The 14,273-nt window shown below is 51.3% G+C and carries 9 protein-coding genes; all 9 read right to left on the bottom strand.

Features of this window, described 5'->3' with window-relative positions; all coding sequences use genetic code 11:
- Nucleotides 1-23: 23 nt before the first annotated feature.
- Nucleotides 24-1,337 (bottom strand): MutS-related protein, encoded by a 1,314-nt coding sequence (locus tag HF324_RS21365; RefSeq protein ID WP_168804428.1) that lies wholly within the window; start codon nucleotides 1,335-1,337, stop codon nucleotides 24-26.
- Nucleotides 1,334-2,557 (bottom strand): MutS-related protein, encoded by a 1,224-nt coding sequence (locus HF324_RS21370; RefSeq protein WP_258539171.1) that lies wholly within the window; start codon nucleotides 2,555-2,557, stop codon nucleotides 1,334-1,336. The genes HF324_RS21365 and HF324_RS21370 overlap by 4 nt, the downstream gene beginning before the upstream one ends.
- 141 nt (nucleotides 2,558-2,698) lie before the next feature.
- Nucleotides 2,699-5,002 (bottom strand): Gldg family protein, encoded by a 2,304-nt coding sequence (locus HF324_RS21375; protein ID WP_168804430.1) that lies wholly within the window; start codon nucleotides 5,000-5,002, stop codon nucleotides 2,699-2,701.
- Between the two features lie 20 nt (nucleotides 5,003-5,022).
- Nucleotides 5,023-5,952: an ABC transporter ATP-binding protein gene (locus HF324_RS21380; protein ID WP_168804431.1), complete on the bottom strand. Its 930-nt coding sequence runs from the start codon at nucleotides 5,950-5,952 to the stop codon at nucleotides 5,023-5,025.
- Between the two features lie 138 nt (nucleotides 5,953-6,090).
- Nucleotides 6,091-7,017, bottom strand: a complete 927-nt coding sequence (locus HF324_RS21385; protein ID WP_168804432.1) for a hypothetical protein — start codon at nucleotides 7,015-7,017, stop codon at nucleotides 6,091-6,093.
- Between the two features lie 27 nt (nucleotides 7,018-7,044).
- Nucleotides 7,045-8,475 carry a RagB/SusD family nutrient uptake outer membrane protein gene (locus HF324_RS21390; RefSeq protein ID WP_168860772.1) on the bottom strand — a complete coding sequence of 477 codons (1,431 nt, stop codon included), beginning with the start codon at nucleotides 8,473-8,475 and terminating at the stop codon, nucleotides 7,045-7,047.
- Between the two features lie 11 nt (nucleotides 8,476-8,486).
- The gene (locus tag HF324_RS21395; RefSeq protein ID WP_168860773.1) at nucleotides 8,487-12,077 is read right to left on the bottom strand and encodes a SusC/RagA family TonB-linked outer membrane protein; all 3,591 of its coding nucleotides are present in this window, start codon (nucleotides 12,075-12,077) and stop codon (nucleotides 8,487-8,489) included.
- Nucleotides 12,078-12,333: 256 nt separating this feature from the next.
- Nucleotides 12,334-13,527, bottom strand: coding sequence for a FecR family protein (locus tag HF324_RS21400; RefSeq protein WP_168860774.1), 1,194 nt, complete (start codon nucleotides 13,525-13,527; stop codon nucleotides 12,334-12,336).
- A 57-nt stretch (nucleotides 13,528-13,584) separates the two neighbouring features.
- Nucleotides 13,585-14,214 (bottom strand): RNA polymerase sigma factor, encoded by a 630-nt coding sequence (locus HF324_RS21405; RefSeq protein ID WP_168804436.1) that lies wholly within the window; start codon nucleotides 14,212-14,214, stop codon nucleotides 13,585-13,587.
- Nucleotides 14,215-14,273: the final 59 nt, after the last annotated feature.

Raw genomic sequence — 14,273 nt, forward strand, 5'->3', positions numbered from 1 at the left:
AGCGTAATTTAAATAATTACATGCTAAAGCATGTCAAGTATCCCTTCATTTTCAATAATGATCATTCCCTGCCGGTCTTCCGTGATGCCGCGCTGCAACCGGTAGGTATACTGCGGTACATGGTTCTTCATTACAGTTGGCAGAAATTCAAACCGGATGGAACTTTCTTTTTCCATGAGGGCGTGGCCTGCCTCGAAAATATGTGTGGAGATAATAAAGAAACAATTGCTGAAGCCGGCAAACGCCGTTGTTACCGCTAACGTGGCATCATAGGCATCTTTTACATTGGTGCCTTTAAACAGCTCGTCGAAGATGATGAACAACGATTGGCCCCCGGCTACGGCTTCCGCTACTTTCTTTACCCTGAGCACTTCTGCATAGAAATGGCTGTAGCCTTTATTCAGATCGTCCGGCACGTTGACGGAAGAATAAATACCATCCAGTACGGAAAACCGCATCTCCGTGGCCGCCACAGGAAACCCCATATGCGCCAGGTATAAAAGGATGCCCGCCGATTTCATCAGGGTAGATTTCCCGGCCATATTGGCCCCTGTGAGAAACAACACATTATTGTCGCCCCGGAAGGACAAGGTATTGGTCACCGCTTTTTCCAACCATGGGTGCCTTACTCCCCACGCCTCCATGATATTTTTTTCTTTCGGAAGGGCTGTAGCATAAGAGAAGCGCCTGGATTTCGCTACCGTTGCTACGGCGATATACACGTCCAGCTGGTAGATAAGCGTCAGCAACGCTTTCAGCTGCCGGCGATATACCCCCGTCAGCAGATGATGAAACCGAACATGTTCCATCATCGAATGCTGATCATCCGGTGATCCCTTCAGGCGGGGATCTCTTGCCACCTCGCTGACCAGCGCCCCCCATTCCCGCCATGGCTCATCCTGGTCACGGCCCTCTTTCTCCAGCTGCCGCAGCAGCGCGATGCAGCCACTCACTACCCGGAGACTGCTCTGAATGCCGGAGACTTCCAACTGGTAAGCCTCATCTTTCACCAGCACCTCTGCTATTTTCTTTTTACCGATCTTCCACAGCGCCAGCAGATAGCTGCCTTCGTTCCCTTCATCCAGGTAGGCTTCCATGCGCTCCAGCTGTCTGCCGTTGAAAGGAAAATCAACCGGGTGGTCACCGAAATAGCGAAACATCGCACTCCTGTTATTGATGCTGTCTGCATCGCTCAATGGATGCAAAAACATTTCATCCAGCAGTTTCTCCGCTCCTCTTGTTTTCACCTGGTTGAACAGGCTGAAAACAGACGCAGGGTTAAATTGCCCTAATAAAGACAGATCGTCTAACGTTTGTTTATCTGCAATAAAGCTCATGTGTTCTTCTTTATTGATTTTTTTCGTGCCAAAATATCCAGGATACCTTCATTGTTGATGATCACCATGCCATGCCTGTCGGCCGTAATGCCCTCCTGCAACTTATGTGTATATACCGGCCGATACCTGTCCATTAACGTGGGCAGGTATACGAAACGGATGTTCTCACATTGCGTTTTCAGTACCTCTCCTGCTTCTATAATATGGGTAGACACGATGAACATGCAGTTTTTCCTGCGGGCTATTGCGCTGGTAACGGCAACCGTGGCTTCATGTGCGTCTTTTACATTGGTACCGCGGAACAGCTCATCGAAAATGACAAACAGGTATTTATCCCTGCTCAGCTCACGGGCGATATTTTTGATGCGCAACACTTCTGCATAGAAATGGCTGGCCCCCATGCTCAGGTTATCCGGCAGGTTGATGGTGGTATAAATACCATCCCTTACGGCAAACTCCATCTTTGAGGCAGGCACCGGAAACCCCATCTGGCCGAGGTACATCGCTACGCCCAGCGCCTTCATGAAAGTAGACTTGCCGGCCATGTTGGCGCCGGTGAGGAAGATGACATTTCCTGAAGGCGTAATGGTAAGGGTGTTCACCACGGGGTTGGACAGGGCAGGATGATAAAAATCCTCCAGTACCACTATTTGCTTTTCTTTCGGTACCGCCAGCGGGAAAGCGAACTTTCTTTTTTGGGCGATGCCGGCAACGGAAATGTATACATCTGCCTGGTAGATCTGTAACAGCAGCTTCCTCATTTCGTCGCGTTGCCGGAAGCGGAGTATCTTGTCATACTCCGCCACCCTGGCAAACGGCAACTTCTGCCCCGCCGGCTCCTGCAGCAGCGGCTGCAGCTCTTCTGACCGCAACAGCAGCTCCATGACGGCCAACGCTTTACTATAGGGCAGATCGGCCACCTGCCGGCGCATGTCTTCGGCAAACTGACGGGTGGCCTGTAATATCCGGATAAGGGCTTCTACCCCTTTCTCTATCGCTTTATACGCATTGTCGCCCGCAATCAGCTGCTGCAGCTTCCGGCCCAGGGTGTCCTGCTGATCAGACAGGCGGCTGCGCTCATCGGTGTTTTGCAGATACTGCTCCGCCGCGTCAAACCATGCCGCCTCGTAAGGAAATACCACGCCCCGTTCGGCAAAAGCGCGGATAGTCGTACTCCGTGCATTGATCGTATCCACATCCGCCAGCGGGTAACGAAACATCTCTTCCAGCAATTCGGCCCCCCGCGGGTAAAGGTATTGTTGAAAATAGCGTAGATGCCGCTGTTGGTGCCGCTCTTACCGAAGATGTTCAGGTCATTCAGGGTTTGTTTGTCTGTCATTAAGCTCATACACCATAGTTTTTTATTTTCTTTTTCTCCTGATCAGTAAGATGGTGCTGCCTATCAGCAATATTCCGGGTATCATCCACGTCAGCGCATACTTCAGCACGTTTACATTCCCTTTGGTAAAAGATGATTCGTTGTCTTTGGAGCGCGGGCGGGTCACATCCACGGGCACCGTGCCGTAAGACAACCAATGGAACATACCGGGGATAATATTGAAGTTGGACGCGCCATAACGCCTGATGGGCGGCGTCATTCCCCCGTTGCTGATACAGTCCGCATCTCCCAGCACCATGATACGCTGTTCTTTGCTGCCTACTTTCCTTGTCAACGCATAGGCGGTAACAAAACTGTCCGCTCTCTCACCGGTAGCCACGTCCAGCGTTGCAGAATCGTTCACAAAGTCGATGGTCTGCAGTTCATTCCATGTCTTCATGGAATCGATGGTGCGCAGCACCGGAATGGCGCTGAATCCTTTCTCCGGGGAGAAGACCAGGCCTGCGCTTTTCACCATGCCTACATATTTATGTTGCTCGCGCATGAGCCGGAATACGTCTGCCAGCCCTTCTGCGGCAGGCGTTGGCACCGCCATCACCGCGTTGGCCGCCACGTCGACCTTGGGCTGCACCAGCTGCCCGGGCACTGTTTTAAGGCCAAACTGTTCAATGAACGATTCCATCACAGCAGAACCGGGTTTCAGGGTAACGGCCAGGTTCCCCCCGTTGGCGATGTAAGCGTCCAGTTTCCTTTTGGTAGCGGAGTCCAGCGCTTCCTTCATATCCGCCACCACGATAATATCGATTCCCCCGGGAATTTCCTTATCGCCTGTCAGGTCCAGCGGCTCTACATCGCAGCCCTGGTTGGTCAAAGCATAACGGAATGTTTTTACCGAAGAGAACAGCGTATAGTCTTTGATCCGGTCGCCCTCTATATCCCTTTCTCCGTGTTTTTGCAGAAAGCCGATCTTAGGGAGTTTCATCACCATTCTTTTGAAGACGGCCGACACTTCCGCTTCGCTGGGGAACTTTTCCATATCGTCGTAGATCCGCAGCCAGGCTTTCTGCCCGTTCTCTCTTTCCACCAAACGCACGAAGGTGTTGCCCTCATCCGTCAGGTTGATTTGTTTTTTGATCTGCTCCGGGGTCAGGAACATATTGATATCGAGTTCCCGTATTTCCGCTTCTTTTTTGGCCATTTCCGCGAGGGACTTGTTTTTGTAGACAAAATCGAGGCGGGGGTTATTACTGGGTTTATCGTAGTAATAAACGTATTTCAGTTTGGTTTCCGGTTTAAAGCGGATATACTGTCTCAGGCGCTCTTTATCTTCATTCACCTGCGTGGGGATGCCGTGGTAATATTCCCGGTCCAGCAGGTTCACATAGGTAGTGATGGTCAAACCGCCTTCCAGTTTGGCCATGATCGCCTGACTGTTGGGCGTCAGCGTGTTCCGTTTGGTGGCGGTGGCATCGTAATAGGCCATCAGTACAGGGCGGGAAGTGGCGTATCCCAGCATCATGGCCGCCAGCACCACCACAGCATACTTACCCCATACCACCGTAAAAGCGGCATGCGTACGGTTGGCCTGCAGCTTTTGAATGCTCAGGGTGATAAACATGGCGATAACGATGACAAAATACAGTACGTCTTCACTGCAGATCAATCCGCCTATCATGGCGTTGCAACGGCCGGAAATAGAAGCCCAGTAGGTAATATCCCTGACGAAGTCGATGTCCTGCCATATTTTGTCCATGTAGCTGAGGGCCGCCAGCAATACCAGGGTCCCCAATGCGGCCACCACCTGGTAAGCGGTAAGGCAGGACATAAACAGGCCGATGGCGGCATAGGCGCACATCAGCAGGTACAGCGCCAGCAATCCCGACAGCACGGAAGGCAGGTCGAAATTCTTCACGGCGCACATCCCTATCACGACATATACCAGCAGTATGCCGATCAGCATAAGGCTGTAAAGCATCATCGCCAGGAACTTACCGTAGATGATTTGCGCAGAAGTGACCGGTGAAGAGTACAACAGTTTGATGGAGCCGCTGCTGAATTCACGGCTCATCAGCCCCATGGTCATCAGCGGTATATACAGGTAGAGATAGCCCTGCACGGCAGTGAACACGCCCAGATTACCTGAAAAGATGCCGGCCGTGATAAAAGAATTGCCGAAGCCGATGTTCTCTGAACGTACAATTTCCTGCAGGTGCCCGATAAAGTTCATCCCCGTCTGGAAGGCGAAAACAATCAATATCATCCAGGCGATCGGCGAATAGAACAAGGTAAATAACTCTGCCTTGGCGATCTTAAAAATTCGTCTCATTGAATATTTTATTATCAGGTTTACTTATTATTTTTCTTCGACAGTCTGGCGAACACAGCTTCCAGCGAGCTCTTTTCCACGATCAGTTCCATCAGGCCCCAGTCCTGGCTGACAGCGGCGGCAGCCACTTTCTGCGCTGTCCTTTTCTCCCCGTCATAGCCCAGGCGGAAGCGATAGGGAGACAGCTGCTCTACAGACCGGATCCCTTCAACCGTTAGCAGCGCTTCCGTTACAGGAGGAGTATCCAGGGTGATGATGAGCGTATCGGGTTCTATGTAGTTATCGAACATCTCCAGTGAGCCGGAAAACACCATCTGTCCTTCTTCAATCATTTTGATCTCCCGGCAGGTGGCCTGTACTTCGCTCAGGATATGGGTTGAAAGCAATACCGCCCTGTCCAGCGCTATCTGTTTGATCAGGTTACGCACTTCCAGGATCTGGTTGGGGTCCAGCCCGTTCGTTGGCTCATCCAGCACCACGAACTTCGGGTCGTGCACGATGGCCTGTGCAATGCCTACCCGCTGCTGGTACCCACCGGAGAGGTTACGCAACAGGCGCTCCCTGAAATGGGCGACGCCGCATCTTTCCAGCGCGGTACCGACCGCCTTTTTTATCTGCGTTTTTTCGACCATCCTCAATTCGGCACAATAGGTAAGATATTCCTCTACGGTAAAGTCGGGATACAAAGGCAGTTTCTGCGGCATAAACCCGATATTACGTTTGGCTTCGACAGGGTTGTCTTTCAGATTGATCCCATTGATGAATACCTCTCCTTTTGATTGTTTCAACACGCCGCAGATGATATTCATGGTGGTAGACTTGCCGGCGCCGTTGGAACCCAGCAGCCCTACAACGCCCTGGCTGTCGATCTCAAAATTTATATCTCTGACGGCCCATTGGGAGGCGTAGCGGTGAGACAAGTTTTCAACTTTTACGATGGTGTTTTCCATTCATTACGGATTGTTTATTGAATAAATTAGCAGGCGCAAGCAATTGCTTACACGACGCAGCGCATAAATTAAAATTCCGGGAAAGGTTGTTTTTCCCGCCTGCCGGCGCTTTCTCCGGCAGACGGGGAAGGTTAAATGTTAATAAGTGGCGTTCGCAATAGCGCGCACGTCGATGTTATACCTGGATTTAAAATGATTTACCAGCAGATCAAACTTCTGCTTAATCAACGGGTAAGCAAGGAATGGTTGCATCTGTGCATCCGTGCGGGTGGTAACGGCCAGGATATACGAAGCAATGTCGCTGGGTTTAGCGCCGGACCAGGAGAAGGTACCATAGTACCATTCCGAGGGCGCACCTGTCACCGCATTATAGGACGCCGGCAGGAACCCCCGTTGCCGGAACGCCTCTACGTTGGCGGGATTGGCCGCATTAATCGGCGACACCGGGTAAGTCACATAATCGCTCACCTCATAAAAAGCCGATGGTATGTTTAGTATTCCGTTCTGGATGTAGTAATTCCAGATAACGCCGATCAGGATATTTTTCTTTGCGATCTTCTCTGCCGCCGTCATGGTCCGCAGCGATGCGTTCATTCCCGCGAAAGTGATGGACTTATCTACCACCTTATAATCAAAATACAGGTATTCCCGGCCGGGAGGATATCCGGGGCGGTATTGTTTAATCGTATCGGCCATCATCACCCGGTAGGGAATGCCCTTGTTCTTTTTAAAGTCTTCCGGCAAAAACTTCAGCCAGATATCGTCCAGGAAATTTAGCATATCCATGGTGTATACAGGATTGCCGAGTACGGCGGTATCGATCTTCGAATTAGCGCCGCCGGTGGAGGGTACCCATATAAAGTCCTTCTGGGTGAACTTATAAAGGAAAAAGGACCCGTATTTATCGTAAAGCGCCTGGATTTTGTCGTTGGCCTCCTTCGGCGCATCGCCCTGCGGCAAGGCATAATCCAACGGTACCGCTGTCGGCGGGCCTATGGACACATCTTTCTTACAGGACAACAATATCATGCAGCAGAGGCAGGGTATCATCAATATATGCTTCATAATAGGATGCATTGCTTGTTAAAAAATCTATTTTTCGCCGACCCTGTCCGCCATGATACCGGAAGGGTTTTGCTGAAGGGCGGTGTTTCTCATGATAACGCTGGCAGGGAACGGCAGTACGTACATCGGGTCGCCCTGCTTCAGTTTGTATTGCAGCAGGTCTCCCCCCAGCTCGTGTTTATACCGGTGGCTGATAGCAGGCATGCCGTAACGGCGCAGGTCAAACCAGCGGAAACATTCGAAACAAAATTCCTTGCGGCGTTCTTCTCTCACTGCCTGCAACAGGGTGGCTTTATCGGCGATCGCTTCATCCGTATACCCGGTGATGCGTTTACGCCGGAGATCATTCAGGTCTTTCAGCGCCGGCGCCAGGTTCCCCAGCTGCACATTGGCTTCCGCCCTGTTCAGCAGCGCTTCCGAAGCGCGGATGGTTTGTGCCAGGTTGGCCCCTGAAGGGAGCTTCGACAGGAGCGGAACAAATGTCTGCTCGCTGATGGAAATACCTACTCTCAAACGGGCGTCCTGCTGATCGAAGGTAGACAGGAAGGTGGCTGCCGGTACGTAGGTCGTTTGGTTCGGCTGGGTGTTACCGCCAAACACCCACTCTACTTCCACGTTGTTATAGGTGAGCCAGGTACCGGACTTAGTGTCCAGCGTGGTCATGTCAGCGAGTTTGCTGCCCTGCTCAAATGCCTTATCGGCCTCGGCAACGCTCTCCTGCCACTTTTCCATATAGAGATACACTCTTGACAGCAGGATATGGATGGCGGGCTGATTGATGTGGTAATCCCGGCGCGCTATAGGCAGCGGGTCCATCAGGCGGCAGGCTTCTTTCAGGTCATTGACTACCTGCGTATACACTTCCGCTACAGTATGCTGCGGCGTAGGTCCCGATACGATACCGGAGTTCAGCTTCATGGGCACACAAAGTGACTGCGGGTTGCGGTTATAAGGTTCACCGTAGAGATTGGCCAGCCGGAAATAGTACATCGCGCGGACCGCCAGTGCTTCGGCCTTCACCCGGTTTTTATCCTGCTGGCTGCCCACTGCGTTGTCAATATTGTCCAGCACGGCGTTACAGCCCATGATCCACTTATAGTACCTGAAATAAGCGGTAGCGGAAGGATCTTCCGCAATCAGATCTCCTACCCCGTTCCTGTCGGCCAGCCGGGGCTGCCACGTATACCAGAGGTAGTTATACCGTGCATCGTAGGAGCCTACCACATAAGACTCATCATTGGCATATTCCATGAAGAAATCGACGTCGTCATCCATGAAATAGAGAAAACCCATAGGTTCATCGTTGGTCATATACCCTGATCCGGTCAATAATTCCCGGTAGTCGACCGCTGTTTTCGGAATCACTTCACTCTGCGATTTCTCTTCGAGGAATTTGGAGCAACTGCTTAAAGTAAGCAAACCGGTCAGCCCAGCTATTAAAAATGACTTCAGTTTCATACGCTTCAAGGTTAGAGTGTCATGTTAAATGAAATAGACCCTGTCTTACGTGCAGGCCAGCCTGCTGTTTCGGGGTCATACCCTCTCCATTTTTTATCAAACGTGAGCAGGAACGGGTTGGTTAAGCTGAGAGAAGTACTCAGCCGCTTAATATGGATCCGTTCCAGGAGGGACTGTTGAAATTCGTAATTCAGAGAGATCTGCCGGCAGCGGATAAAATCAGCATTGGCCACCATAAAATCGGATGAATTATACATCGTATACGGAGACAATATTGTGGAAGCATTCAGCAGCGGGAGCGTCAGCTCAAAATACCGGGGATTGCCCGGGGGAATAGCCGGTATGTTGGTATACAATTCATCTCCGGGCTTTCTCCACCGGTCCTGCAGGCTGCGCGGAACGTTCTGTTCGGGCGTGGGCGCGCCGCTGGCGTTGTAGTAGGGCGGCACTCTTTTATGTGCGCCGAAGGCCATCGCGAACTGTGCGTAGAGCGAAATATTTTTATACCTGAACACCGTATTAAAGCCGCCCGAGAAATCAGGCTCCAGTTTTCCTGACTTCACCAGGAAATCGAGGTTGTTCGACGTAGGTTTAATATCCATGTAGTTAAACATCGGTACGCCGGTATTGTGGTTCAGTCCTGCGTAAGCATAGGAATAAAATGTAGAGTAGGCTTCACCGTTAACGATCGCCTGTCCTCTCAGGTAGTCATCGAGCATGTTGATCCGCTGGTTTTCCCTCACCCTGTTTCTTACCTTACCGGTGTTGACAGACAGCTGCCAGCTGAAGTTATCGGTCTTAACAGGGATCAGGCTAATGATCAGGTCATATCCTTCGTTATCCATTTCAGACCCGAAAACGGTGGCTGAGCTCATCCCGTTTTCAAGCGGCACATCGCGGGAAGCCAGCACGTTACTTACTTTCCTGTAGTAGTTGGCCGTTGCATTGACCCTGCCGTTCCACAGCGAGAGGTCGAGGCCGAGGTTCCAGGATTTGGTTTTTTCCCAGCCCAGGTCCGGATAAGGCAGCGATTTAATGTTCAGCGTATACTGCTTGAAGAGATTATTCAAACCGCCGTCGGTAGCGATCAGGTAGGGAGAAACAGCCTCCACGGCATTGCCCTGGAAACCATAGGTCGCAGAGAGGTCCAGTGCATTCAGCCAGCGCACGGAGCTGAGGAATTTTTCACTGGCCACACGCCACTTGGCGCCGGCAGACCAGGTGGGCTGGAAGCGCTTGTTCTTGTCCTGGCCGAAGCGGTTAGAGGCATCAAGGCGTGCGTTGAAGTTGAAAATGTAGCGGGAATCGAAGCCATATACCGCGGAGAAATACTCACTCAGGTAATTGCTTTGCAGGTTGACGATCTTCGAGTTCAGCCGCATTTCGTTATTCAGGTCCGGAGCGCTGTTGTTGGTGATCATGGTTGGATTCAGCGGCACCGGCGCATAGGTCTCCCCGCGGTAACGCATGTAACCGTAACGGGTATTGGTATTTCCTTCCATGAGGGAAGATCGGGCTTCTATCCCTCCCTGTAAGCTCACACTATGACGTTCTGCAAACAGGTGGTTATATACCAGGGCGTTTCTGAAAGTGTATCCTTTGCTGGAAGCATTTTCCAGTTGCGCCAAACCGCCAAAGGGCAGGCGGCTGGCCAGCTCTTCGGGACTGTTGGACAATACGCTGCCGAATTCATAGCCTCTGTACTGCGTGGCGAAGTAAGAGAGTTCCGTAGCATACGATTTTATATTGGAAGTGGCGGAAGTGTAGGACAGCAGCCCCTGGTATTCCAGTCCTTTTGCCACTTCATAGCGGAGGTCGACGGTAGCCCCCAGGGAGGTAGTGCTGTTTTTATTACCGGTATTATTTATCTCATTCTGAATATTGTACAGGTAGGAATATTTATTGGGAATAGAGGTACTGGCGATGGTACTTCTTTTTTCGTGGAAAAAGAAGGAGCCGTCGTCGTTATACATCGGGATGGTCCTGGCGGTATTATAGGCATAGTCGAATGGATTTACCCCGTATGCGAAGCCGTCCGTTTCGCGGACAGTGCCGTTCAGCAGGAAGTTGACCGATAACCGGTTGTTGAATTTCAGGGTGGTATTGGACGATGCGGAGAAAGTAGTCAGATCGTTCCCTATTGCTTCTCCTTTCTGCTGTTGCATATTGATTGAGGTCCTGTTCATGATTTTCTCAGTACCGCCGGAGACGCTGATGCTGTGGTTCTGGCTGAAGGAGTTGCGGAAGAGCAGTTTAAACCAGTCGGTGTTCTGATTTTCCATCTTCCGGTATTTCTCCAGGTAGGTAGCGTAATCGATCTCTTTGTTCTGTAACTGCTGGATAAGCTCACCAAATCCGATCGGCAGGATAGTGTTGGTATAGCTGTCGCGTCCTGCATATACTTCGCTGGAGAACTGCATCAGTTCCTGCGAGTTCATGAGGTCGTACATGCCATAGGTAGGGCGCTGGCCTATAGAAAAGTTGTTGGAATAGGAAACAGCCAGCTGGCCGGGGCGTGCTCTTTTGGTGGTGAGCACGATCACGCCGTTGGCGGCCTGTGAGCCATAGATAGCCGTAGCGGAGGCATCTTTCAGCACCGTGATGGTTTCGATGTCATTGGGATTGAGCCATGCGATGGCGTTGGAGGCTATCAGGCGGAGTTCCTGTATGTCGCCTGCGAGGGAACCGTTTCCGTCGGGGATGGGCAGGGGATCGCGCTGGATGATGCCGTCTACCACCCACAGTGGTTCCTGGTTACCGAGAAGGGTGGAGGTACCGCGGATGCGGATTTTAGGGCTGCCGCCCACCTGGCCTGTCTGCGTCATCACGGACATGCCGGGCACAACGCCCTGAAGCATCTGGTCAATGGAGGTTTCCCCGGCCACTTTGATATCGTCGGCTTTTACGGAAAAGACGGAACCGGCATATACGTTTTTGTTCACGTTCATATAGCCGGTGATCACCACATTGTTGATCTCATAGTCTTTCCGGTTGAGGGTGATGTTCAGCACCAGGTTATTTCCTTCTGTCACCAGTAAGGAGCCTGACTGGGCTTTATTGACCGTGTAGGCGGTATACCCTTTGTCGGATTTCCGCACGCCGATTTCCAGGGATTCAAAGCCCAGCATGGAGATTTGTATCACGGCATCTTCCGGGAGATGGTTGAAGTAGAAGGTGCCATTGCCGGACGTTATGGTGCCTGTGACGGTGTTTTTAATTCTTACGGACACGCCGGGCAGCAGTTCGCCGTTGGTGGCGCGAATGGTACCGGTAATGGTAGTAGGGGCCCATGCGGCGCCGTCAGGTATCGCTTTACGGGATAATACGATGGTTTTGTCCTTAATGACATAGGTAACGGGCATGCCTTTCAGCATTTCATCGAGCAGGGCTGTCAGTGGCATATCCTTCGCAGACAGCGATACGGTGCCGGTTTCACTGATCGTGTTGTTGTTACTGAAGACAACGTAACCGGTTTGTTGTTTGATGGCAGCAAATACCTGCCGGAGCGGTATCGTTTTACCCGAAATGGTGACAGTTTGCGCGTGTCCTGAGGCGCTTGCCTGCAGGATGGCGGTGGTTAAAAGTACAGCAGTCAGTCTCATTGCCAGAAAGATTTTGGTTGGGCCGGCTCCTTTTACCCGGTGTTCGGGTGGCCAATAGCGTTTTTTTTGCATAAATTGCATGAGATTTGGTTGTTACTAAATGTGTCTTGCAACAGACGTTTTTGAAACGAACTAAGTCATAAGTACCGTCACGGCCGCAATCCGTGACGGTTTTTTATTGGTTAGTTTTTGACAATATTTACCCGTGCCGGATAAATCCGGCTAAAAAAATGCATCCTCTTTCGGTTTTACGTTGTTATTTGTTGAGCACTATCAGTTTGCGCCCTTCTACTCTAAAGTCGACTTCTGTTCGTTTTAAAATATCCAGCAGGTCGGTCAAGGCAATTTGTCTGCTCAGTTCCCCGATAAACCGGGTATGAGGAATGCCGTTTTCGTATATAACTTCAATATCATACCATCGTTCCAGCTGTCGCATGACCTCCTCGAGGTCTGCGCCGTCAAAGTTGAACAAGCCATTTTTCCAGGCTAATATTTTATCGGTCGGTTGGTTGACCGCGACGGTGATCTGTTGGCCGGCTATCTGCGCCTGTTGGCCCGGCGTCAGGACTACGGCTTTTTTATAATCTGTTGATGGCACTCCTACCCTTACGCCTCCGTTGAGCAGCGTGGTACGGATGGCCTGTTCATTTTCGTAGGCGTTGATATTAAAGGAAGTGCCCAGTACTTCTATGTCTGCTTTGTCTTTTACCTGTACGATGAATGGTTTGCCGGCATTTTTCACCACATCGAAATAGGCTTCGCCGGTCACCTCCACCCTTCTTTCGTTGCCGGTGAAACTGGTGGGATACCTGAGGGAGCTGGCTGCGTTCAGCCATACGTTGGTACCGTCCGGCAGCGTCACGCGGAACTGCCTGCCTTTGGGCGTCGTCATTTTATTGTACTGCATGGCTGCGGTGCCGGCCACGGTCGGGTCATACACCAGCTGCCCATCCGCCATGACGATGGAGGCGCCGCTTTGTTTGGCCACGACACCGTTGTTCAGGCTGTCGAGCACTACCTGGCGGCCATCCGACAGGGTGAGAATGGCGCCCTGCTTCCCGGGTTCGATGATCGCCGGTGCGGCCGCTACGAACGTGGCAGGCTGACGGTAGGCATACCGGTAGTAAGTACCTCCTGCCAGCAGCAATACCGCCGCAGCTGCTGCCCAGCCCCACTTCCGGAGCGGGGAAAGCGTGCGTGCAGGCGTAACTGTTTCCCTGAACGCAGGTATCTGCTCGCTGATCCTGGCGCTGATCCGGGCTGAATTATACGCATAGTATTGTTGCAGGTGGCGTGTCAGCTGCTCCGGGCTGGTCATCTCCGTAAAGAGCGCACGATTGCTGTCGGCAGCATTGATCCACGCTTCCAGCGCCTTTTCTTCGTTGGCGTCCAGGCTATCATCCAGGTATTTACCGATTAATCCCGCTATGTATTGATTCTTGTCAGTCATGCTATACTACTAAAACAACTCAACCGGTCTTTTATACCGGTGCGAATTCAATTTTTTTTATGAATTCAGCCATTTGAGGGTCAAATAGAGCATGGGTAAGGAAAGTAACTTATTTTTAAGGATGGCCGTCCGCAATAATGCGACGCCTTTGGCTTTCTGGTTCAGCACCGTCTGGTAAGCCATATTCAGCTCTTCTGCTATTTCCGGCGCGCTTTTGCCTTCTATGATGGCCAGGCGCACCACCTGCCGGCATTGGAAAGGGAGTTTCTCTATTTCGCCGGAGATAAACTGCAGGACTTCCGTTTTGATATAGGCATTCTCTGCATCTACAGAAAACCGTTCGGCCCCTCTTTCGATCGAATGATGGACATCATCGTGTCTTTTCCGGGCCTTCAGGTAATTTAAAGCCGCATTTTTTGCGGCGGTGAACAAAAAAGATTTCAGCTGGCCTAACGAAGGGAAATGTTCCTTCCGTTGAAAAGCATGAATAAAACATTCGCTGGCGATATCTTCCGCCGCCAGGGTGTCGCCGGTCAGCTGCTCTGCAAAAAAACAGAGCGGCCGTTGAAACAGCGCATACACCTGGTGCAATGCCTTGCGTTCTCCCTGCTGAAAGAAATATATCAGCTCCGTTTCCCCATATGCTTCGATGGTCGACAATTCGTTGTTATTCAATTGGAGGCACAAACTAGGGCAAAAATTTCAAAAATTAGCCATTTTTTTAAAGATTTTACCTGAGAGGGAGG

This window comes from Chitinophaga oryzae (assembly GCF_012516375.2).
GTDB classification, from domain to species: Bacteria; Bacteroidota; Bacteroidia; order Chitinophagales; family Chitinophagaceae; genus Chitinophaga; species Chitinophaga oryzae.

Bases quoted from the DNA above. Each gene is read 5' to 3' on its own strand.
- HF324_RS21385 (WP_168804432.1), bottom strand. From the start codon at position 7,017: ATGAAGCATATATTGATGATACCCTGCCTCTGCTGCATGATATTGTTG.
- HF324_RS21400 (WP_168860774.1), bottom strand. From the start codon at position 13,527: ATGACTGACAAGAATCAATACATAGCGGGATTAATCGGTAAATACCTG.
- HF324_RS21380 (WP_168804431.1), bottom strand. From the start codon at position 5,952: ATGGAAAACACCATCGTAAAAGTTGAAAACTTGTCTCACCGCTACGCC.
- HF324_RS21365 (WP_168804428.1), bottom strand. From the start codon at position 1,337: ATGAGCTTTATTGCAGATAAACAAACGTTAGACGATCTGTCTTTATTA.
- HF324_RS21395 (WP_168860773.1), bottom strand. From the start codon at position 12,077: ATGAGACTGACTGCTGTACTTTTAACCACCGCCATCCTGCAGGCAAGC.
- HF324_RS21375 (WP_168804430.1), bottom strand. From the start codon at position 5,002: ATGAGACGAATTTTTAAGATCGCCAAGGCAGAGTTATTTACCTTGTTC.
- HF324_RS21370 (WP_258539171.1), bottom strand. From the start codon at position 2,557: ATGTTTCGTTACCCGCTGGCGGATGTGGATACGATCAATGCACGGAGT.
- HF324_RS21390 (WP_168860772.1), bottom strand. From the start codon at position 8,475: ATGAAACTGAAGTCATTTTTAATAGCTGGGCTGACCGGTTTGCTTACT.